Genomic DNA, 20,058 nt, shown 5'->3' with positions numbered 1-20,058 from the left:
GTCCGCCCAAACTTGATCAACGGCGGCCAGGGGGGCCGCTGCTCGGAGGGAATATGTGGCGTGTTAAGCCGCTCGACGCGATCCTGGCGACCGCGGAGAAGAAATCACTGCAACGATCGCTAGGCGCGTTCCAGCTCACCATGCTGGGCATCGGCGCCATCATCGGCACCGGCATCTTCGTGCTGACGGCCGAAGCCGCCCAGAAGGCGGGCCCCGGGATGATGATGTCGTTCATCATCGCCGGCTTCGTCTGCGCCGTGGCGGCGCTCTGCTACGCCGAAATGGCCTCGATGGTCCCGGTCTCCGGGTCCGCCTACACCTACAGCTACGCCGTGATGGGCGAGATGCTGGCCTGGATGGTCGGCTGGGCGCTGATCCTCGAATACGCCGTCGCCGCCGGCGCGGTCTCGGTGGGCTGGTCCGGCTATGTCGTAGGCCTGATCGAGAACGCCTTCGCCATCGACATTCCCAACGCCCTCGTCCGCGGTCCGCTGGACGGCGGCATGGTCAACCTGCCGGCCATGGGCATCGCCCTGCTAGTGACCTGGCTGCTGGTGATCGGCACGCGGAGAGTCGGCGACGGTCAACGCCGTGCTGGTGGCCATCAAGGTCGCGGCCCTGACGCTGTTCATCGTCCTGGCGGTGCCGGTGATGAAGATGGAGAACTTCACTCCGTTCGCGCCGCTCGGCATCGCCGGCATCTCGGCGGCGGCGGCCTCGATCTTCTTCGCCTACGTCGGCTTCGACGCGGTCTCGACGGCGGCCGAGGAGACCAAGAACCCGCAGCGGAACATGCCCATCGGCCTGATCGGCTCGCTGGCGATCTGCACCATCTTCTACATCCTGGTCGCCTCGGGCGTGATCGGCACCGTGGGCGCCCAGCCCGTGCTCGGCGCCGACGGCGCCGGCCTGCGCCCCGGCAGCCCCGAGCTCTCCGCCGCCTGCGCCGCCATCGGCGAGTCGCAGGTCGTCTGCTCGAAGGAGGCCCTGGCCTGGACCCTGCGCGAGATCGGCTGGCCGCAGATCGGCAACCTGATCGGCCTCGCCGCCGGCCTGGCCCTGCCCTCGGTCATCCTGATGATGATGTTCGGCCAGACCCGCATCTTCTTCGTGATGAGCCGCGACGGCCTGCTGCCCGCGGTGCTGTCGAAGGTGCACCCGAAGTACCACACGCCGCACGTGATCACCGTGGTCACCGGCGTCTTCGTGGCGCTGTTCGCCGCCTTCTTCCCGGTGGGCGTGCTGGCCGACATCTCGAACTCGGGCACGCTGTTCGCCTTCGCCATGGTCGCGATCGCGGTGCTGACGCTGCGCCGGACCGACCCGACCCGGGCCCGGCCGTTCCGCACGCCGGCGGTGTTCGTGGTCGCCCCGCTCGCCGCGGCCGGCTGCGTGTACCTGTTCTTCAGCCTGCCGAACGAGACCAAGCTGATGTTCGTGGCCTGGGCCATCGTCGGCCTGGTGGTCTATTTCCTTTATGGCTACCGGAAGAGCCACGTGGGCCGCGGCGTCGTGGATGTGCCGGAGCTCGACGCGGACGCTCCGCCCGGGCCGGTGCCGCCGATGCCCGGCGCGCCGGTCCCCGGTCAGCGGGACTAGACGAGACGGAGAGGCCCGGGGCGACCCCCGGGCCTTTTCTTTGGGCGCCAGAACCCCGATCATAGGGCGACATGAACGCGCCTCAGCCTCCTCCGCTTCCGATCCGCGCCGTCGTCGCGCCGGTCACGCCGCTGCAGCAGAACTGCACCATCGTCTGGTGCGCCAAGACCAGGAAGGCGGCGGTGATCGATCCCGGCGGCGAGGTCCCGCGCCTGCTCCAGGCGTTGAAGGACCAGGGCCTGACGCTGGAGAAGATCTGGATCACTCACGGCCACCTCGACCACGCCGGCGGCACGGCGGCGCTGAAGGAGGCCACCGGCGTTCCCATCGAGGGGCCGCACCCGGACGACCAGTTCTGGATCGACGACATCGGCGCCTCGGGCCAAGTGGGGCATGCCCGACGCCCGCACCTTCACCCCCGACCGCTGGCTGGGCGACGGCGACAGGGTGAGCCTCGGCGAGACCGAGTTCGAGGTGATCCACTGCCCGGGCCACACGCCCGGCCACGTGGTGTTCTTCCACCGCGAGGCGCGGTTCGCCCAGGTCGGCGACGTGCTGTTCCAGGGGTCCATCGGCCGCACCGACTTCCCGCGTGGGAACCATGCCGACCTGATCCACTCCATCACCCGCAAGCTGTGGCCGCTGGGCGACGACGTGCGCTTCGTCCCGGGGCATGGGCCGATGTCGACCTTCGGCCAGGAGCGGCGCAGCAACCCCTTCGTGGCGGACGACGTGCTGGCCGGCGAATGAGCGCCGTGACACACGCGTTTCATCCGAGACATTCGAGAGTCACCGCGTCACCGCAAGGTGGCGCCCATGGAGCTTGCTGCTGACATGGCCGGCGCCGGCGCGCGCATCCTCATGGTGGACGACGATCCTGGCATCCGGGACGTCGTCTCCGACTTCCTGAGACGCCATGGCTACAAGGTGGAGACCGCCGCCGACGCCCCCGAGATGGAACGCGCCCTGGAACGGGGGCCCGTCGACCTGATCGTGCTGGACGTCATGCTCCCGGGCGAGGACGGGCTGGCGATCTGCCGGCGGCTGACCGCGAACGAGACCGGGCCGCCGATCATCATGCTGTCGGCCATGGGCGAGGACACCGACCGCATCGTGGGCCTCGAACTCGGCGCCGACGACTACCTGGCCAAGCCCTGCAATCCGCGCGAGCTGCTGGCCCGCGTGCGCGCCGTTCTGCGCCGGGCCGAGCAGCGGGCGACCCCGGGCGCGCTGGGGGGCCGGCTGCGAGTTCGCCGGCTGGCGGCTCGATCTGGTTCGGCGCGAGCTCCGCTCCCCCGCGGGCGTGGTCGTGAACCTGTCGTCGGGCGAGTTCAGCCTGCTCCGCGCCTTCGTCGAGCGTCCCCAGCGGGTGCTGACCCGCGACCAGTTGCTGGAATACGCCCGCGGACCCGACAGCGACGCCTTCGACCGCGCCATCGACGTCCAGATCAGCCGCCTTCGCCGCAAGCTGGACGACGGCGGCGACAGCCATGACCTGATCCGCACGATCCGCAACGAAGGCTACATGTTCACCGCCAAGGTGAAGCGCACATGAGCCCCGCGGGGGGCCCGCCGCCTCGTTCTTCGTCCAGCTCCTGACGCTGACGGGGCTCACCCTGGTCGCGGCCTGGGCCATAAGCATCCTGCTGCTCTTCAGCCTGCCGCCGCCGACGCCGGACGTGTACCGGGTGGTCGAGATCGTGCGCACCGCCGCTGGCAACCCGCCGACGTTCACCGAACGCCCGCCATTGCGCCGGCGGTTCGAGGACAAGGCTCCCTCGCCGCCGCTCGAAGGCCGTTCGATCCCGATCATCCGGGCGCGGATCGCCGCCGACCTCGGCGTCGGCGTGGCCGATGTGGTGATCGCCGGCGAACGGGGTCCCCTCGCCGACCGCCGGGTGAGCCGCGTGCTGCGCGACCGCGCCGCCCGCGAGGGCGTCCGCGAGGAACACTTCCTGACCGCGCCCTTCGAGCTCGGCGTCCGCCAGCCGGACGGCCGCTGGCTGGTGGTCGGCACCCGCCAGCCGTTCGGCCTCTCCGACTGGCAGAAGCGCCTGGCGCTGTGGTTCGTGCTCTCGGCCCTGGCGATGGCCCCGGTGGCGTGGATCTTCGCCCGCCGGCTGTCGGCGCCGATCAAGGGCTTCGCCACCGCCGCCGAGCGGCTGGGCCGCGACCCCACTGCGCCGCCGCTGGCGCTCAAGGGCCCGATCGAGATCGCCCAGGCCACGCGGGCGTTCAACGAGATGCAGACGCGCCTGCGCCGGTACGTCGAGGATCGCACGGCGATGATGGGCGCGATCGCCCACGACCTGCGCACGCCCCTGACCCGCCTCCGCTTCCGCATCGAGGGCCTGCCCGAGGACCAGCGCACCAAATTCGCCTCGGACCTCGACCAGATGGAGGAGATGATCGCCGCCACCCTGGCTTTCGTGCGCGACACCAGCCGGGCAGGCGAACGCACGCCTCTGGAGCTCTCGTCGCTCCTGGAAAGCCTGTGCGACGAGATGGCCGAGACCGGCGCCCCCGCCGAGATGGAGCCGGGCGACAAGGTGGTCCTCGTCGGCGATCCGATGGCCTTGCGCCGCCTCTTCGCCAACCTGCTGGAGAACGCGGTGAAGTTCGGCGGCCGCGCCCGCGCCCGCGTGTTCCAGGACGATACGAACGTGGTGGTCGAGATCGAGGACGACGGCCCCGGCATCCCGCCGCAGGACGCGGAGAGGGTGTTCGAGCCCTTCTATCGCCGCGAGCCGTCCCGCAATCGCAAGACCGGCGGAATCGGCCTGGGCCTGGCGGTCGTGCGCTCCATCGCCCGCGGGCACGGCGGCGATGTCGACCTTGTGAACCGCCCCAGCGGCGGCCTCACCGCGCGGGTGCTGCTGCCCCTGTAGAGCGCCGCGCGCCGACCGCGGCCGCCGCGGCTCAATTAAGGCGGCAATAAGAAGCGTCCGTTCACGCAACCTCTGCCGGGCCTTGTTGGTTAGCCAGACCGCTAACCTCTGCGAGACGCCATGTCCGAACCGGCAGACCCAGAAGACAAAAATGCCCCGGTGAGCCGCGGCGACGACCCCGTCCCGGCTCCAGATCCCGAACGGCCGCGTGAAGGCGAGCGGCCGGTCGGAGGCGCCTCGCTAGACCTCCCCCTCTCGTCGCCCGATTAGGAGAGTTGAAACATGCCCAGCGTTGACACCGGAAAGCCGCGAGCCCGCCGCGGCTTCGCGGCCATGAACCCCGAGCGGCGCCGTGAGATCGCCCGCAAGGGCGGGGCCAGCGTCCCCGGCGAGAAGCGCAGCTTCGCCAAGGACCGTGACCTCGCCGCCTCGGCCGGCCGCAAGGGTGGCGAGGCTTCGCGCGGCGGCGGCCGTTCGCGCGGCCGCGAGTCCTAGGCGCTCGCCCTAGGCTCGAAGCAGCGTCATGGCGAAGGCGGGGTGGGCGCTGGCCCACCACCGCTCGAGCCGCCACCCGGCGCGGGCTGCGAGGCCGCCGAAGCCTTCCACGGTGAACTTGTAGGAGTTCTCGGTGTGCAGGGTTTCTCCGGCCGCGAAGCGGAAGCGCTCGCCCGCGACGGTTACGGCCTGATCCTTTAGGCTCATCAGATGCATCTCGACCCGGCTCTCGGCCTCGTTCCAGACAGCCCGGTGCGCGAAGGCGTCGAGATCGAAGTCTCCCTCAAGCTCGCGATTGATCCGGACCAGCAGGTTCCTGTTGAACGCCGCCGTCACTCCCAGTGCGTCGTCGTAGGCGGCCTCGAGCGTCGCGCGGTCCTTTTTCAGGTCTATGCCGACAAGGAAGGCCGCCCCCCCTCGCCCAGGAGCCGGCGGGCGCCCGCCAAGAACGCCTCCGCCTCGTCCGGGGTGAAATTGCCGATGGTCGAACCGGGGAAGAAGCCGACCACCGGGCGACCCGCCGCCTCTGCCGGCAATTGTAGGGCCCGCGTGAAATCGTCCTGCAGCGGCGCCCACGGCCAGCTGCGGATAGTCGGCGCGGATGGCCCCGGCCGCCTCGGACAGCGCCGAACCGCTGATGTCGATAGGGGCGTACAGCGAAACCTGCGGCGCAGCGTCGAGCAGGATCCTGGTCTTCACGCTGGCGCCGCTGCCGAACTCGACGAGCGCCGCCCCCTCGGGGATCTCGGCGGCGATCTCGGCGGCCGCGCCGCGCAGAAGCGCGATTTCGGTGCGCGTCGGATAGTACTCCTGGATCTCGGTGATGGCCTCGAACAGGCGCGAGCCCTCCGCGTCGTAGAAATACTTCGGCGCCAGGCTTTTCTGCGGCTTCTTCAGCCCCGCCAGGACGTCGGCCTCGAAGTCCGAGACGGCCTCGCCGGCGCCGTCCCTCGCGAGGCGCACGCCCGAGAACATCCAGCGCTGCTGCGGATAGAAGAAGTTGCGGTAGGTCGCCCGGATATGCCCGCCGGGGGTCACACAGGCGCCGCCGCGCAGCACGAACTGGCCGGCCATGAACTTGCCGTTGTATTCGCCGACCGCGCCCGCCGCGGGCTTGAAGCCCGGATAAGGGCCATAGGCGCTGCGGGTCCATTCCCACAGATCGCCGAACATCTGGCGCAGGCCGCGGCCGGCCGGAGCCGGCTGGGCCGTGAGATGGCCGGAGGTCAGCACATTGCCGTCGTGCCAGGCCTGCGCCGAGGCGTGCTCCCACTCGGCCTCCGTAGGCAGACGCGCGCCGGCCCAGGTCGCATAGGCCTCGGCCTCGTAGTAGCTGACGTGGCTGACCGGCGCGGCGGGGTCGACCGGACGCAGTCCGCGCAGCGTCATGGCCTGCCAGCCCCGCTCGCCCTCCTCCCAGTAGAGCGGCGCCTGCCAGCCCTCGGCCTGTACGGTCGCCCAGCCCTCGGAGAGCCAGAGCTCGGGCCGGCGATAGCCGCCGTCCGCCATGAACGCGAGCCATTCGCCGTTGGTCACCAGCCGGTCGGCCAGGCGGAACGGTTCCAGCCAGACCTTGTGGCGCGGCGTCTCGTTGTCGAAGGCGAAACCTTCGCCCTCGTGCCCGATCTCCACCAGCCCCCCTTCGAACCCGGACCAGGCCAGCGGCGCCGGCGTCCGCTCCGAGGCGGTGCGCGGCGGGGCGTAGGCCGGCTTCAGCGGCGAGGCGGCGAACAGGTGCAGGATGTCCATCAGGATCAGCTCCTGATGCTGCTGCTCATGGTGCAGCCCGAGAGCCAGCAGATCGGCGCGCGCGCCGAGATCCTCGGCCAGGAGGCGCTCCATGCCGGCGTCCACGTGGGCGCGGTAGGCCAGCACATCGTCCAGGGACGGCCGCGTGATCAGCCCGCGGTCCGGGCGCGGCTGCCGGGGCCCCACGGCCTCGTAGTAGGAATTGAACAGATAGGCGAACCGCCCGTCGAAGGGCTTGTAGCCGGCGAGCCCCGGCTGCAGCAGGAAGGTCTCGAAGAACCAGCTGGTGTGCGCCAGGTGCCACTTGGTGGGACTGGCGTCGGGCATTGATTGGGCCTGCATGTCCTCCGGCGTCAGCGACCGGATCAGCGCCTCGCTGGCCCGCCGGACCGCCTGGTACCGGGTCAGCGTCTCGGAGGCGGTCGTGGGTCCGCCCGCGGCGCGGGCCTCCCCCGTACGGTCGATGGGTCGCATGGTCCCTCCCAAGGCGCCGCCAGCTCAACCATGTGGGTTGGGCGCCCCGCAGCGGCAACGCGCGCCATTCGCTTTTGTGAAGCTGGAGCGTTTGGCAGCAACGTCACCTCGCGCCGGAAGTTCCTAGAATCCGTCAGCTTTTCCGGCTCCGGGTTCCCGGAACAGATGGATAGGGGACGCGTTGAACGGGCCAATCGACAGCTAGCCAAATGATCGGCCCGCGCGGCCGGCCCCCGAGAGGACAGTATGGATTCGACGTCCAGTTGGCGGGACGAGGTGGTGGGCATGATCCCGGCGCTCCGGGCCTTCGCCTGGTCCCTCAGCCACAACGGCTCGGACGCCGACGACCTCGTGCAGGACACCCTGATCAAGGCGTGGACGAACCGGGACAAGTTCGAGCCCGGCACCAACCTCCGGGCCTGGCTGTTCACGATCCTGCGCAACACCTACTACACCAACGTCCTCCGCCGCCGCCGCGAGGTCCGCGACGAGCAGGGCGAGTACGCCAGCACGCTGAAGTCTCCGCCGACCCAGGACTGGAGCGTCGCGATGCGCTCGCTGCAGGCGGCGCTACAGCAGCTTCCCGCCGAGCACCGCGAGGCGCTGATCCTCGTGGGCGCGGCGGGCCTCTCCTACGAGGAGGCGGCCGAGATCTGCGGCTGCGCGCTGGGCACTATAAAGAGCCGGGTGAACCGGGCCCGGGCCAGGCTGCTGAAAATCATGGACGCCGATGACGCCACCGACGTGATGGCGCTCGAGTCGATGACGGCGGCAGGCACGGCCTAGGACGCCTTGCGCACCGGCTCCGGCGGCTCGACGACATAGATCTGATCGATCACGCAGCGGACGCGGTCCGGCAGCGCACGCGCCTGCAGGGCGCCGAACAGCGCCTTCAGGTCCTTGTCGAGGGCGGCGGCCTTGTCGCTCTTGCGCATCTCATCTCTTCCCGCCGGGTGACGGCTTTTCGCGCAAGTGACCGACGTCGCGGGCCGGCGCAAGCGGGGTGCGACAATGCGGAACACTCGGCCGCCCCGCCGGTTAGGCTGACGCTGAAAACGCCGGAGGAGACCGAGATGGACCGCAGCGACCAGCGCAACTCATGGAGCGGCGGCGGAGAGAGGGGCACATACCGGGGCGGCCACGGCGAGGGCGAGCACGAGCCCTGGCGGCGCGACCGCTACGGCTCCCTCTACGACCAGGACCGCACCAACTACGGCTCGGGCTATGATCCCCAGCGCGGCGAGTACGGGCGCGGCGAGGATGACCGGCGCGCCCCCCGTGGCGGCGACCGCGAGACCTGGCGTCAGCGGGGCGGGCCCTACGGCGATCTCGAGCTGAACCCCGACATCTCGGGCTATGAGGATTTCGGCGTCCCGCACGACTACGCCTATCACCCGCATGTGGAGCATGACGCCGACTATCTCAGCTGGCGCGACGAGCAGCTCCGCCGCCACGACGCGGAGTACCAGGCCTGGCGGCGCGAGCGCAGCCGGCGCTACGACGAGGCCTACGGGCGCTCGCGCGGCCGCCGCTGAGCGGCGGGCCGCGCACGTCGCTGCCGCAGCGACACATTGGCGAGACCCGCGGCGTCTATTAGCGTTCCAGTCAACAAAGGAGCGGCCGCGAAGGCACGCTCAGACGGGGAACGCGCGTGAGCCAGGACGCCATCAAGCTTTTGACCGACATTCCGTCGGTGCACGCCGCGACGCGCGGCGACCATGTGGCCATCGAGTTCGAAGGCCGGACCCTCACCTATTCGGAACTGGAGCGGCGGTCGAACCAGGTGGCGGGTCTGCTGCAGGCCGCGGGCGTGAAGCCCGGCGACCGGGTTGCCTGGCTGGGGCGGGCCTCCGAGGCCTGGTACGAGATCTTCTTCGGCGCCGCCAAGGCGCGCGCCGCCCTGGCGCCCATCAACTCCCCGCCTGGCGCCGCCCGAGATCGCCTTCATCCTCGCCGACAGCGGCGCCGACGTCTTCTTCGTCAGCCCCGAATTCTTCGCCTGTGCGGAAACGGTCACGGCGCAGATCGACCGCCCGATCCGGGTGATCGCGGTCGGCGGCGCGCACCCCGGCTTCGACAGCTTCGAGGCCCTGCGCGAGGCCGCGCCGGCGCCTGACCTGGCGCGTCCGACGCTGGAGGACGACGTCCTGCAACTCTACACCTCGGGCACCACCGGGCTGCCGAAGGGCGTGCGGCTGACCCACGGCAACTACGCCGCCTTCCTCGAACTCCGCTTCGAGGTGCCGGGTTTCGCCTACGAGGCCGACGACACCGTGCTGATCCTGATGCCGCTGTTCCACGTGGCCGGGACGAACATCAGCTTCTCGGGGCTGGCCTCGGGCGGCCGCATCGTCCTCATGGCCGACTTCGATCCCCCCAAGGTGCTGGAGACCATCGAACGGGCCGGCGTGAACCACACCTTCCTGGCTCCGGTGATGATCAATGTGCTGCTGCAGACCCCGGGGATCGAGGCCACCGACTTCTCGACGATGAAGACCGTCTCGTACGGCGCCTCGCCGATCTCCGAGGCGGTGCTGAAGGCCGCGACCGAGCGGTTCGGGTGCGGCTTCATCCAGTTCTACGGCATGACCGAGACCTGCGGCGCCGGGACCACCCTGTCGCCGGCCGACCACCGCGGCGAACTGCTCCGCAGCTGCGGCCACACCTGGCCCCGACTGGGCGTCCGGGTCGCCAACGAGGCCGGCGAGGAGGTCGCGCCCGGCGAGATCGGCGAGATCGAGATCCGCGGCCCGATCATCATGGCCGGCTACTGGAACCGGCCCGAGGCCACCGCCGAGACGATCCGGCCCGACGGCTGGCTGCGCACGGGCGACGCCGGGTTCATGAACGCCGACGGCTTCTTCTTCGTCCACGACCGGGTGAAGGACATGATCGTATCGGGCGGCGAGAACGTCTATCCGGCCGAGGTGGAGAACGCGATCCTGGGCTGCCCCGGCGTCGCCGACGCGGCGGTGATCGGCGTGCCGGACGACAAGTGGGGCGAGGCCGTGAAGGCGGTCTGCGTGAAGAAGCCGGGCGAAGATCCCGATCCGGCCGACATCATCGCCTGGGCCCGCCAGCGGATCGCCGGCTACAAGGCCCCGAAGAGCGTGGACTTCGTCGACGCCCTGCCCCGCAATCCCTCGGGCAAGGTCCTGCGGCGCGAACTCCGCAAGCCGTACTGGGAAGGCCGCGAACGGAACGTGGGCTGATCTGACTTATCCCCTGAAAAGTCGGTTCCGCGACAGCAAAGCCCGTTGACTTAACCGGAAATAAAGCAAAGCCGGGGGCTGGAATCCGCAGATCGATCGGCGTATAACGTCGCTATGCACGAGCGCAGTTTCAGACCCGATCTGACGGGCTCGGACGAGAGCCTCGACGATTTCCTCACCCGCCTGAAGGTTCAGCTGAGCCGCACCAAGGCGCGTCCTGGCCCCGATCCCGACGAAGGCCACTTCGTCACCTCGCGCTGGCCGCGGGGCGGCGCAGGCGGCGCCGAAGCGCCCCTGCCGAAGGCCGAACGTCCGCCGGCGGACTGTTTCGCCTACTGACCGCGCCGACGGACCGCTAGGCGGCGAGCTTCTTGGGCTCGCGCGCCGCGGACGCGGGATTGCTGAACCGCAGAACGCCGTCGTCCAGCTTGCCGTAGCGCAGGGCCATCAGGTCCATCGCGTAGTTCTGGTACAGCTTCCACGGCGGCTTGTTCCCCTGCTTCGGGAACTTGGCCATCGCGCGCTGCACGTAGCCGGACGAGAAATCCAGCCACGGCTCCTGCCGGACGGTCGGGTCGTCGTTGACCGGCGTCGCCTGCCGCAGGCCGGTGCGCGTCATGTGGTTCAAGACGCGGCTGACGTATTCGCAGGTCAGGTCGCACTTCAGCGTCCAGGAGGCGTTGGTGTAGCCGAAGGCCGAGGCCATGTTCGGCACGCCCTCGTACATCATCCCCTTGTAGGAGAGCGTCTGCGAGGCGTCGACGCGGCGGCCGTCGACGGTCAGCTCCACCCCGTTCCAGACCTCCAGCACAAGGCCGGTGGCCGAGACGACCACGTCGGCCTTCAGCTCCTGTCCGGACGCCAGCCGGATGCCGTCTTCCGTGAACGTCTCGATGTGGTCGGTGACCACCGAGGCGGCGCCGGACTTGATCATCTTGAACATGTCGCTGTCCGGCACGAGGCACAGGCGCTGGTCCCAGGGATTGTACGTGGGCGTGAAATGGGTCTCGACGTCGTAGTCGGGGCCGAGCTCCTCGCGCACCATCTTCAGGATCCGCGCCTTCACGGCGGCCGGCTTCTCGCGGGCCATCTTGAAGAAGTACATGCCGAACAGGACGTTGCGCCAACGGATGATGTCGTAGGCCAGCTTGCCCGGCAGCCACTTGCGAAGCGCATTGGCCATCTTGTCCTCGGCCGGGCGCGAAACGACGTAGGTGGGCGAGCGCTGCAGCATGGTGACGTGGGCGGCCTGCTTGGCCATCTCCGGCACGAGGGTGACCGCCGTCGCGCCCGAGCCGATCACCACGACCTGCTTGCCCTTGTAGTCCAGCCCCGCGGGCCACTGCTGCGGATGGACGAAGGCGCCCTTGAACTGCTCGCGGCCGGGGTACTCCGGCGTGTAGCCGCCCTCGTACGAATAGTAGCCGCCGCAGAGGAACAGGAAGTTGCAGGTGAAGCGGACGGTCTTGCCGCCGCTGAGGGCCTCCACCGTCCAGAGCGCGGCCTCGCTCGACCACGACGCCGCCTTCACCTGATGGCCGAAGCGGATGTGGCGGTCGATGCCGTGCTCGGCGGCGGTCTCGCGGACGTACTTCAGGATCGAGGGCCCGTCGGCGATGGCCTTGGCCTCGGTCCAGGGCTTGAAGGCATAGCCCAGGGTGTACATGTCGCTGTCCGACCGGATGCCGGGGTAGCGGAACAGGTCCCAGGTCCCGCCGATCGCGTCCCGGCCTTCCAGGATGACGTAGCTGCGGTCCGGAGCCTCGGTCTTGAGGTGGTAGCCCGCGCCGATGCCGGACAGGCCGGCGCCGACGATCACCACGTCGAAGTGTTCGACAGCCATTCTAAGCGTCCACCCTGTTCTGGTCGGTTGGCCGGGAAGATATCTGAACGTCGATCAGGTACCAGCCCCAAAGGTTTGGCGCCGCCCCGCGGAGGCGCTGGGAACCTGCCGCAAAGTTATCATTGATTACCTACCCTTGATATGGATCAAATCGCTTCCTGAGCCACGGCCCGATCCTGCCGTGACAGGGAAGCTGCGCCGCACGAGCGCCGCCGGACAGGGATGACGCCATGAACCAGGTCTCCGCACCCCCCGCGCGCCGTTCGCGCCAGCACCGGGGTCGAGCATTTCGACGTGCTGATCGTCGGCGCCGGCATCTCGGGCGTCGGCGGCGCCTACCACATGACGAAGCAATGCCCCGGCAAGAGCTTCGTGGTGCTGGAGACCCTGGAGAGCTTCGGCGGCACCTGGCTCACCCACAAATATCCGGGGATCCGCTCGGACAGCGACCTCTACACCTTCGGCTACCGGTTCAAGCCTTGGGTCGGGCCGCCCATCGCCACGGCCGAGGAGATCCTCGACTACATGGGCGAGGTGATCGAGGAGAACGACCTCGCGCGCCACATCCGCTATCGCCACCGGATCACCGCGGCGGCCTGGTCGAGCCGCGACAACCTCTGGACCGTGGAGGCCGAGCGGCTGGACACCGGCCAAGCCGTGGCCTTCACCTGCAACTTCCTCTGGATGTGCCAGGGCTACTACCGCCACGCTGAGGGCTACACCCCCCAGTGGCCCGGCATGGCCGACTTCAAGGGCCGCATCGTCCATCCCCAGACATGGCCCGAGGACCTGGACCTCGCCGACAAGAAGGTGGTGGTGATCGGCTCTGGCGCGACGGCGGCCACGCTCGTGCCGGCGATCGCCGACGCCTGCGGCCACGTCACCCTGCTGCAGCGCTCGCCCACCTATTTCATCCCCGGACGCAACGCCAACGAGCTCGCCGACATCCTGCGCGAGCTGAAGATCGACGAGAGCTGGATCCACGAGATCGTCCGCCGCAAGCTGTTGCACGACCAGGACCAGTTCACCCGCCGCGCGTTCGAGGAACCCGAGGCGGTCAAGGCGGAGCTGCTGGCTGGCGTGAGCGCCTTCGTGGGTCCCGAGGCCACGGCCCGGCACTTCACGCCGAGCTACCGGCCGTGGCGCCAGCGTATCGCCTTCGTGCCCGAGGGCGACCTGTTCCAGTGCGTGAACCGAGGCCAGGCCTCGGTGGTGACCGACCACATCGAACGCTTCACGCCGGACGGCATCCGGCTCACATCGGGCCAGGAGCTTGAGGCGGACGTCATCATCACCGCCACCGGCTTCAACCTCAGCGTCCTGGGCGACATCGCCTTCAGCATCGACGGCAAGGCGCTGAACTTCGCCGACACGGTCACCTATCGCGGCATGATGTTCACCGGCGTCCCGAACCTCGTCTGGGTGTTCGGCTACTTCCGGGCGAGCTGGACCCTGCGCGCCGACCTGGTGGCCGACTTCGTCTGCCGCCTCCTCGGACACATGGACGCCAAGGGCGCCCGCAAGGTCACCGTCGCGCTGCGGCCCGAGGACGCCGACATGCCGCTGCAGCCGTGGATCGATCCGGAGAACTTCAACCCCGGCTACCTGATGCGGTCCATGCATCTCCTGCCCAAGCGCGGCGACAAGCCGGAGTGGCAGCACAGCCAGGACTACTGGCGCGAGAAGGACGAGCTGCCGCTGATCGACCTCGACGACCCCGCCTTCCGCTACGAGGGCGTCGAGGCCCGGACGAAGGCCGCCGAGCCCGCCTGACGTACGGCGTCAGGCCAGCACGCTCAGCGCATCGTGGTCGGCGATGTGGTCGCAGGCGCTGCCCAGCATCTGCATGAACATGTCGTCGCCGCGCGGAGTCTGCACCACCACCATCGAGGCGAAGAAGGCGGTCAGGAACAGCAGGAAGCCGCCCTGGGCGTAGTGGCCCCGAAGGTCGGCCATCGGATAGCCGCTGACGCCGAGCTCGGTCAGGTGGCGGTGGTATAGCGCGAGCAGTTCCGCCTCGTTCTCCCGCCGCACGTCCGGCGGCAGCGCCCCGGCCAGGAAATAGGCGACGTCGGTGGCCCCGGCGGCATAGGCGAAGGACTGCCAGTCCAGCACCGTCACCGGATGGCCGCCGGCCGGCGTGGCGAACATCATGTTGTCGGGCCGGAAGTCGTTGTGCGTCAGGCACCGGGGCCCGTCGTGGATATGGGTGTACCGCCCCCAGTTCCGGGTCAGCGTCTCGCCCACCTCGATCCAGTAGGGCTGCAGCCGCTCGGCGTAACGACCGCGGAACCCCTGCCACAGGTGGCCGACCAGCTCCGGCGTCACCGCGCTGGGCGGCGCGGCAGCCGAGCCGGAGACCCACGGCAGGTCGTCGAGACTGTCGTCGCCCCAGTGCGAGGCGTGCAGGCGGGCGGCCTGTTCCATCACCTGGCGGGCCTGTTCGAGGGTGACGCCCTTCAGCTGGTCGCCCTGCTCGGCCGGCGCCAGGTCCTCCATGATGAGCACGAACTCGCCGCCGTCGGCGTTGGTGTCCGCCAGCCAGCAACGCGGCGTGCGCACCAGGGCCTTGGGCGCGAGCTGCTGGTAGAAGCGCACCTCTCGCAGGTAGTTGCTGAGCATGATGCCCGTCTGGCGGCTGGTCTCGTCGGGCGACGGGAACTTGCCCACCAGCGAGCGCGGCGCGCCCTCGGCGTCGCGTTCGTAGGTCAGCCGGAAGCGGACGCTCTCGCCGATCTGCCCGGTGCCGACATTTCGCGCCTCGAAGGAGCCCACGACGGCGTCCACGCCCTGCCCCTGCAGGACGGCGGTCAGCCAGGCGGCGTCGATGTCGCCGGGCCGGCGGATGTCGGGCTTCGTGAGGGTCTGGGTCATGCGGGCATCTGGTGGACATAGACCTCGTTCAGGGCGATCCGCTCGCCGTCCAGGATGACGAGGTCGAAGCCGCGCAGGCGGCCGCCGCCCTCGATCTCGCAATACCAGCGGCCGCAGAAGCCGCCGGGGATCGGCCAGGTCTCGTCCGGCGTGTAGGTCATGGCCGGCGTCGCGGCGAACAGGCCGGTCAGATAGGTGCGCAACGCGGCCTGTCCCGAGAGGCCGCCGGCGGTCTGCGGATCGCGATACACGCAGTCATCGGCATAGAAGCCGCACAGCGCGTCGACGTCCTTGTCGGTCCAGGCGTTGAGCCAGCGGGCGTTGTAGTCGGCGATATCCATCAGGCCTCCATCACCCGCTTCCAGTGGGCCTCGGTGAAGATTTCGGGCTGTGCGAGCTCGGGACCGGCCATCACCGCCAGGCCGTGCAGCTTCAGGGTCGGGTCCGCCGCGCCGCGCGCGTGATAGCTGTGCCGCCGGGCCGTCGCCTCGGGGCCGAATTCCATGTCCAGCGCCGACTGGAGCCTGGCGGCGAACCGGAGCCGGCGCAGGCGCTCGGCGCGCTCCTCGGCGTAGCTCGCGAAGGCCGCCTCGGACCAGTCGTCGGACGCCTTGAGGATGTCGCTGACGATGCGCACGTCGCGGTAGGTGATGGACAGGCCGAGCCCCAGGATCGGGTCGTTCCAGCCGGCGGCGTCGCCGACCAGGACCACGCCCGGCGCGAACGGCCGGTCGGTCCAGGCGTCGGCGTTGATGTAGCTCAGCAGCGGCCCGGCCGGCTCGCCCTCGACGATGTGCCGGTTGCCCGGCGCGCTCTCGAAGGCGAAGGCGTCGAGGAAGCGGCGCGGCCCCTCCGGACCCTTGAACCGCCGCGCCTGGTCCAGGGCGTAGCCGCCGTACAGGCGGATGCGCCCGCCGCCTTGCGGGAAGGCGAGGAAACCGAAGTCGCCCTCCGTGCCGATGGCCTGGAGGTCCTCCTGCCAGCCGGGCGCGCCTTCGATCAGCAGGCCGGCGAACCAATGGTGCGGCGGGTCCTGGTGCAGCGGGATGCCCGCCGCCTCCCGGACCTGGGACGTGCGCCCGTCGGCGCCGACCAGCAGGCGGGCGCGGACCTCCCTCGCCTGCCCGTCCGCCTCGAACGTCACCGACGGGGCGGCGCCGGCGCTCGTCGAGATCACCCGGACGCCCCGCAGGGTTTCGGCGCCGGCGGCCGTGGCGGCGTCAAACAGCGTCTGGCAATGTTTCGGGTGACCCAGGCAGAGCGGCCCGGGCACCTCCGGGCGGAAGATGTCGAGCGGCAGGGCCTCGGCCTCGGCCGCGGCCGGGTCCTTGCCCTCGTCGAAGGTCACATGGCGGGCGAGATGGTGGCCGCCCGCCGCGCGCAGCAGGTCGTAGAGTCCGAGGCGTTTCACCTCGTCCACCCCCCACGGCGCGATCCACTCGCCGCGCACGCGATCCTGGTAGCTCTCGGACTGTTCCAGCAGCAGGACCGAGCGGCCCGCCTGCGCCATCACGGTCGCCAGCGCCGCGCCGCCGATGCCGCCGCCCACGATGACGAGGTCGTACGCCTGCATGATGTCCTGCCCTGGAAGGACCGTCTGATGCGATCCTGGACGGCAGCCAACCACGGCGACGCGGCGTCATCCAAGCGGGAAGCGCGGGCCTGGCCGCCCGTCACGCGCCCGGCGCCTCGGAACCGCGCCTGCGCCGAAGCGCCCACGCCAGCCCGGGACGTCGTCGGCGGAGGGGCGCACCGCGACGTGCGGGCGCCTCCAGGCGCTACTTCGCCGCGGTCTTCTGGGGCGCCCGTCGGCGGCCGGCCTCGCCCATCATCTTGAGGATCGGCTCGAACTCCTTGGCGTCGATGCCGCCATCCTTGTTGGTGTCGGCGAGGGCGAAGCGCGGCCGGATGGCGTCGCCGATGCCGCCCTTCAGTTCGTCGATCTGGACCTTGTCGTCGAGATTGGCGTCCATCATGCCGATCAGCCGCCCCTTCAGCATCTGCTCGTCGTAGTCCGTCTGCTTGGCGGCCGTCTCGTCGACCCAGCGATAGCGCAACTGGGTGAAGAACATCTCCTCGAACGACTGGTCGCCCCAGGTGACTTCCTTGCTCGGGTCCGGGTTGGCCGGATTCCGCTTCGAGTTGTCGTAGATGTAGGTGGCGATCAGCTTCGAGCCGGCCGGCACCTTGATGGGCTCGGCGAACTCGTACATCCGCTGCCAGTTGAAGTCGTACTTCGGCACGTTCAGGAGCATCTTCTCCTTCCCGTCGGGGTAGCGGATCTTCAGGTTCGAATAGGTGCCGCGGTAGTGGGCGTGCACCACCGCCGAATACAGCAGCGCGTCATGCGGGAAGGCCAGGTAGCCGGTCTCCTCGTGCGCCTCGGCGCCTGGCGGGATCTTGATGAACGACTGCACGATGGTGTTCTCGCGCATCACCAGGTCAGGCATCTCGCCGGGCTTGTAGAAGTAGAGCCCGATCTGCTGGGTCGAGAGCACTTCCTTGCCGAACGGCGTGTAGTGCATCTGGTAGCCGATCGAGCCGCCGGCGGGGATATAGCTGCCGATGCCCGGCGGCTGGACGATGCTCTCCATGCCGACGGTGTAGCCGCCGACGCTGCCGCCCCAGTTGGACATGCCGCCCATCTTGTCGGCGCCTTCCGGGATGTGGCCCGACAGGATGTGGTGCACGCCCTGGCGCTGCTGGACCCGCGCGGTCGAGGCCTTGAGCCAGCGGCCTTCCTTCAGCGGGTTGTCCATCACCGGATACTGGTAGTCGACGATGCCGCTGGCCGGGATCGTGTAGGACGGGATCTCGATGACCAGGTCCGGCGTGCCCAGCGGCCAGTCAGGCGCGACGTGCTTCACCTCAGCCAGACGGTCGGGTCCGTCGCCGCGCGGCGCGCCCCGCCTCGATCCACCGCACCAGCGTCTTGATCTCGGCCGGGGTCAGGCTCTTGTCGTTCTTGAAGTGGCCGACCTTGGGATCGACGTCCCACGGCGGCATCCGGTCGGTCCGGATGGTCTCGCGGATCATCGGCGAGAAGCCCTTCACCTTCTCGTAGCTGTCGAAGGCGAACGGCGCGATGCCGCCCTGCTGGTGGCAGGCGACGCACTTCTCTTCCAGGATCGGCACAATCTCCTTCGCGTAGGAGATCGTCGCGAACCTGGCCTTGGCCGCCGACAGGCGGTCGGGGAAGCTGATCGCCGCGCCGCTGGCCGGGACCGACGCCGTCGTCACCGGCTGGCCCGCGATCAGCGCATCCAGGGCGCGCGCCGCGACATCGCCCTTGGCGCCATCGGCGAGGGCGCCGTGATAGACCGTCTTCCACGACTTCGGGTCGATGACGAAGACTTCCGACACCCGCGTTGCGCCCAGCTGGTCGCCGACCAGCAGGTTGTCGTCCATCATCACCGGCACGGCGCCGAGGCCCAGCGCCTTCGTCTCGGCCAGCACGGCCTCGCGGCTGTCCTTCGCCGTCGAGTTCAGCATCAGGACCTTCACGCCCTTCGGCTCGTACGCCTCCTGGAGCGCCCGGAGCTTCGGCGCCATCGCACGCACCTGCGGGCTGCCGACGGCGTGCATCACGATCACCACCGCCTTGGCGTCGCTGTAGCGGTAGAGATCTTCCGAGCGCCCCGCCGCGGTCACGAGACGGAAGTTGTCCACCGTGGTCACGCTGGCGGCCGGCGCCGCGACGGGCGTCGCCACCCGCCCCTTGGCGATCGCAGCCGACCCCAGCGTCGCGGCGAAGATCAGGAGCCCGGCGGTGGCGAGGGTCGAGCGGCGCATGTCGTTCTCCGGCGTGATGACCTCCCTGCATACTTCACGTTCGAACGATTGGCCAGAAGATGACGGAGGCGTCACCTTGCGGCCGGGAAGACTGCGAGGGCGGCGCAGCAGGCCGCCCCGAGGGCGGCGGCGCGTTCAGGATATTTTGGGATTGCACGCGTAACAGGTGTCGGGTGCAGGAGCCTGACGTCCGATGAACGCCGCACAGCGTAACAACGCCACGATCCGCGGCGAGGGCGGCCCGACGCTCCTTCTGTCGCACGGGTTCGGCTGCGACCAGAACATGTGGCGCTTCGTGGCGCCTCAGCTCTCGGCGGGCGCCACCTGCGTGATGTTCGACCATGTGGGCTCCGGGGGATCGAACGCCTCCGGCTACGACCCGCAGCGTTACGGGTCGCTTGACGCCTATGCCGACGACGCCATCCAGCTCTGCGACGACCTGGGCCTCAAGGACGTGATCTTCGTCGGCCATTCCGTCAGCGCCAGCATCGGCGTCCTGGCGGCCGTGAAGCGGCCCGAGCTGTTTGGAGGTCTGGTCCTGATCTGCGCCTCGCCGCGCTACTCGGACACGGAGGACTATGTCGGCGGCTTCGCCGAGGCCGACCTCGACGAGCTGCTCGAGCTGATGGCCAAGAACCAGATCGACTTCTCGCAGGTCCTGTCGCCGATCGTGTTCGGCGCCGACCAGGCGCCGCAGCTCGAGGAAGAGTGGCGGCGCAACGTCTGCCAGGCGGATCCCGCCATCGCCGCCGACTTCGCCCGCGCCACCTTCAAGTCCGACCATCGCGCGGCCTACCGGCAGGTGCGCGTTCCCACGCTGCTGATCGAGTGCAGCGACGACGCCCTCGCCCCGCCCCAGGTCGGGCGCTGGGTCAATGCGGCCATCGAAGGCAGCACCCGCCAGGTCCTGCAGGCGAGCGGCCACAGCCCGCACCTCACGCACCCCGATCAGGTGATCTCGCGCATCGGCGCCTTCCTCGCCGATCAGACCCGCCGCGGAACGGCCCCGCAGTGAACGGCGCCCCTAACGGCCCTCCAGACCTGCTCGCCAACGCCCCCCTGCGGCCTGGTCGAGCTCGGGCCGGACCTGACGATCCGCTACGCGAACCCGTATTTCGAGCGCCTGACACAG

At 69.6% G+C, this 20,058-nt stretch carries 18 protein-coding genes and 5 pseudogenes; 13 read left to right on the top strand and 10 right to left on the bottom strand.

The genetic code is table 11. The features are described from left to right. Positions 1–16 precede the first annotated feature (16 nt). Entirely contained in the window at positions 17–235 is a 219-nt protein-coding gene (locus LRS10_RS15735; protein WP_257839248.1) for a hypothetical protein, read from the bottom strand. On the opposite strand from LRS10_RS15735, the pseudogene LRS10_RS15730 reads away from it, so the two are divergent. Then, positions 150–1,599: pseudogene (locus LRS10_RS15730) on the top strand (amino acid permease). The gene LRS10_RS15735 and the pseudogene LRS10_RS15730 sit on opposite strands and share 86 nt — an antisense overlap. An 82-nt stretch (positions 1,600–1,681) precedes the next feature. Here LRS10_RS15730 and LRS10_RS25215 read toward each other — a convergent pair. Continuing rightward, positions 1,682–1,864 (bottom strand): hypothetical protein, encoded by a 183-nt coding sequence (locus LRS10_RS25215; RefSeq protein WP_374570104.1) that lies wholly within the window; start codon positions 1,862–1,864, stop codon positions 1,682–1,684. Here LRS10_RS25215 and LRS10_RS25210 point away from each other — a divergent pair. The 5 genes and pseudogenes from LRS10_RS25210 to LRS10_RS15710 form a co-directional block, all read left to right on the top strand. Next, positions 1,782–2,036 (top strand): annotated as a pseudogene (locus LRS10_RS25210) (MBL fold metallo-hydrolase); the annotation flags it as partial. The gene LRS10_RS25215 and the pseudogene LRS10_RS25210 sit on opposite strands and share 83 nt — an antisense overlap. After that, positions 1,993–2,349 carry an MBL fold metallo-hydrolase gene (locus LRS10_RS25205; protein ID WP_374570102.1) on the top strand — a complete coding sequence of 119 codons (357 nt, stop codon included), beginning with the start codon at positions 1,993–1,995 and terminating at the stop codon, positions 2,347–2,349. The pseudogene LRS10_RS25210 and the gene LRS10_RS25205, both read left to right, overlap by 44 nt. Before the next feature lie 66 nt (positions 2,350–2,415). Then, positions 2,416–3,154 (top strand): annotated as a pseudogene (locus LRS10_RS15720) (response regulator). Between the two features lie 124 nt (positions 3,155–3,278). Next, positions 3,279–4,487, top strand: a complete 1,209-nt coding sequence (locus LRS10_RS15715) for an ATP-binding protein (protein WP_308237967.1) — start codon at positions 3,279–3,281, stop codon at positions 4,485–4,487. A 282-nt stretch (positions 4,488–4,769) separates the two neighbouring features. Further along, the gene (locus tag LRS10_RS15710) at positions 4,770–4,982 is read left to right on the top strand and encodes a general stress protein (protein ID WP_257838094.1); all 213 of its coding nucleotides are present in this window, start codon (positions 4,770–4,772) and stop codon (positions 4,980–4,982) included. A gap of 9 nt (positions 4,983–4,991) precedes the next feature. On the opposite strand, the pseudogene egtB reads toward LRS10_RS15710, so the two are convergent. Continuing rightward, positions 4,992–7,205: pseudogene (gene egtB, locus LRS10_RS15705) on the bottom strand (ergothioneine biosynthesis protein EgtB). 246 nt (positions 7,206–7,451) lie between these two features. Between egtB and LRS10_RS15700 the strand changes: the two are divergent. Continuing rightward, positions 7,452–7,991 (top strand): sigma-70 family RNA polymerase sigma factor, encoded by a 540-nt coding sequence (locus LRS10_RS15700; protein WP_257838093.1) that lies wholly within the window; start codon positions 7,452–7,454, stop codon positions 7,989–7,991. On the opposite strand, the gene LRS10_RS15695 is transcribed toward LRS10_RS15700, so the two are convergent. Beyond that, positions 7,988–8,140, bottom strand: coding sequence for a hypothetical protein (locus LRS10_RS15695; protein WP_257838092.1), 153 nt, complete (start codon positions 8,138–8,140; stop codon positions 7,988–7,990). The two genes, LRS10_RS15700 and LRS10_RS15695, sit on opposite strands and share 4 nt — an antisense overlap. Before the next feature lie 138 nt (positions 8,141–8,278). Between LRS10_RS15695 and LRS10_RS15690 the strand changes: the two genes are divergently transcribed. The 4 genes and pseudogenes from LRS10_RS15690 (at position 8,279) to LRS10_RS15675 (ending at position 10,756) form a co-directional block, all read left to right on the top strand. Then, the gene (locus LRS10_RS15690; RefSeq protein WP_257838091.1) at positions 8,279–8,740 is read left to right on the top strand and encodes a hypothetical protein; all 462 of its coding nucleotides are present in this window, start codon (positions 8,279–8,281) and stop codon (positions 8,738–8,740) included. A 116-nt stretch (positions 8,741–8,856) separates the two neighbouring features. Further along, positions 8,857–9,063, top strand: a pseudogene (locus LRS10_RS15685) (AMP-binding protein); the annotation flags it as partial. Next, positions 9,035–10,417, top strand: coding sequence for an AMP-binding protein (locus tag LRS10_RS15680; protein ID WP_257838090.1), 1,383 nt, complete (start codon positions 9,035–9,037; stop codon positions 10,415–10,417). The pseudogene LRS10_RS15685 and the gene LRS10_RS15680, both read left to right, overlap by 29 nt. 114 nt (positions 10,418–10,531) lie before the next feature. Beyond that, positions 10,532–10,756, top strand: coding sequence for a hypothetical protein (locus LRS10_RS15675; RefSeq protein ID WP_257838089.1), 225 nt, complete (start codon positions 10,532–10,534; stop codon positions 10,754–10,756). A 16-nt stretch (positions 10,757–10,772) separates the two neighbouring features. On the opposite strand, the gene LRS10_RS15670 is transcribed toward LRS10_RS15675, so the two are convergent. Beyond that, positions 10,773–12,260 (bottom strand): NAD(P)/FAD-dependent oxidoreductase, encoded by a 1,488-nt coding sequence (locus tag LRS10_RS15670; protein ID WP_257838088.1) that lies wholly within the window; start codon positions 12,258–12,260, stop codon positions 10,773–10,775. A 294-nt stretch (positions 12,261–12,554) separates the two neighbouring features. Between LRS10_RS15670 and LRS10_RS15665 the strand changes: the two genes are divergently transcribed. Then, a complete protein-coding gene (locus tag LRS10_RS15665) occupies positions 12,555–14,033 on the top strand; it encodes an NAD(P)/FAD-dependent oxidoreductase (protein WP_257838087.1) in 1,479 nt (492 codons plus the stop codon). Between the two features lie 9 nt (positions 14,034–14,042). Here the strand turns inward: LRS10_RS15665 and LRS10_RS15660 are convergent, their stop codons facing one another. The 5 genes from LRS10_RS15660 to LRS10_RS15640 all read right to left on the bottom strand — a co-directional run bounded on the left by LRS10_RS15660 (position 14,043) and on the right by LRS10_RS15640 (position 18,926). Next, the gene (locus LRS10_RS15660; protein WP_257838086.1) at positions 14,043–15,134 is read right to left on the bottom strand and encodes an ecdysteroid 22-kinase family protein; all 1,092 of its coding nucleotides are present in this window, start codon (positions 15,132–15,134) and stop codon (positions 14,043–14,045) included. Further along, entirely contained in the window at positions 15,131–15,475 is a 345-nt protein-coding gene (locus LRS10_RS15655) for a nuclear transport factor 2 family protein (RefSeq protein WP_257838085.1), read from the bottom strand. The genes LRS10_RS15660 and LRS10_RS15655 overlap by 4 nt, the downstream gene beginning before the upstream one ends. Then, positions 15,475–16,707, bottom strand: a complete 1,233-nt coding sequence (locus LRS10_RS15650; protein WP_257838084.1) for an NAD(P)/FAD-dependent oxidoreductase — start codon at positions 16,705–16,707, stop codon at positions 15,475–15,477. The genes LRS10_RS15655 and LRS10_RS15650 overlap by 1 nt, the downstream gene beginning before the upstream one ends. 205 nt (positions 16,708–16,912) lie before the next feature. Further along, the gene (locus tag LRS10_RS15645) at positions 16,913–18,001 is read right to left on the bottom strand and encodes a hypothetical protein (protein ID WP_257838083.1); all 1,089 of its coding nucleotides are present in this window, start codon (positions 17,999–18,001) and stop codon (positions 16,913–16,915) included. 1 nt (position 18,002) lies between these two features. After that, positions 18,003–18,926 carry a redoxin family protein gene (locus LRS10_RS15640; RefSeq protein ID WP_257838082.1) on the bottom strand — a complete coding sequence of 308 codons (924 nt, stop codon included), beginning with the start codon at positions 18,924–18,926 and terminating at the stop codon, positions 18,003–18,005. A gap of 193 nt (positions 18,927–19,119) precedes the next feature. On the opposite strand from LRS10_RS15640, the gene LRS10_RS15635 reads away from it, so the two are divergent. Then, the gene (locus LRS10_RS15635; RefSeq protein ID WP_257838081.1) at positions 19,120–19,941 is read left to right on the top strand and encodes an alpha/beta fold hydrolase; all 822 of its coding nucleotides are present in this window, start codon (positions 19,120–19,122) and stop codon (positions 19,939–19,941) included. Positions 19,942–20,058: the final 117 nt, after the last annotated feature.

This window comes from Phenylobacterium sp. J426 (assembly GCF_024699945.1).
Taxonomy (GTDB): domain Bacteria; phylum Pseudomonadota; class Alphaproteobacteria; order Caulobacterales; family Caulobacteraceae; genus Phenylobacterium.
The sequence above is the reverse complement of the archived record's forward strand: the minus strand, read 5'-3'. Positions and strand labels throughout refer to the sequence as shown.

Bases quoted from the DNA above. Each gene is read 5' to 3' on its own strand.
- LRS10_RS15735 (WP_257839248.1), bottom strand. From the start codon at position 235: ATGAACGACATCATCATCCCGGGGCCCGCCTTCTGGGCGGCTTCGGCC.
- LRS10_RS25205 (WP_374570102.1), top strand. From the start codon at position 1,993: ATGCCCGACGCCCGCACCTTCACCCCCGACCGCTGGCTGGGCGACGGC.
- LRS10_RS15710 (WP_257838094.1), top strand. From the start codon at position 4,770: ATGCCCAGCGTTGACACCGGAAAGCCGCGAGCCCGCCGCGGCTTCGCG.
- LRS10_RS15700 (WP_257838093.1), top strand. From the start codon at position 7,452: ATGGATTCGACGTCCAGTTGGCGGGACGAGGTGGTGGGCATGATCCCG.
- LRS10_RS15695 (WP_257838092.1), bottom strand. From the start codon at position 8,140: ATGCGCAAGAGCGACAAGGCCGCCGCCCTCGACAAGGACCTGAAGGCG.
- LRS10_RS15690 (WP_257838091.1), top strand. From the start codon at position 8,279: ATGGACCGCAGCGACCAGCGCAACTCATGGAGCGGCGGCGGAGAGAGG.
- LRS10_RS15675 (WP_257838089.1), top strand. From the start codon at position 10,532: ATGCACGAGCGCAGTTTCAGACCCGATCTGACGGGCTCGGACGAGAGC.
- LRS10_RS15670 (WP_257838088.1), bottom strand. From the start codon at position 12,260: ATGGCTGTCGAACACTTCGACGTGGTGATCGTCGGCGCCGGCCTGTCC.
- LRS10_RS15660 (WP_257838086.1), bottom strand. From the start codon at position 15,134: ATGACCCAGACCCTCACGAAGCCCGACATCCGCCGGCCCGGCGACATC.
- LRS10_RS15655 (WP_257838085.1), bottom strand. From the start codon at position 15,475: ATGGATATCGCCGACTACAACGCCCGCTGGCTCAACGCCTGGACCGAC.
- LRS10_RS15650 (WP_257838084.1), bottom strand. From the start codon at position 16,707: ATGCAGGCGTACGACCTCGTCATCGTGGGCGGCGGCATCGGCGGCGCG.
- LRS10_RS15640 (WP_257838082.1), bottom strand. From the start codon at position 18,926: ATGCGCCGCTCGACCCTCGCCACCGCCGGGCTCCTGATCTTCGCCGCG.
- LRS10_RS15635 (WP_257838081.1), top strand. From the start codon at position 19,120: ATGAACGCCGCACAGCGTAACAACGCCACGATCCGCGGCGAGGGCGGC.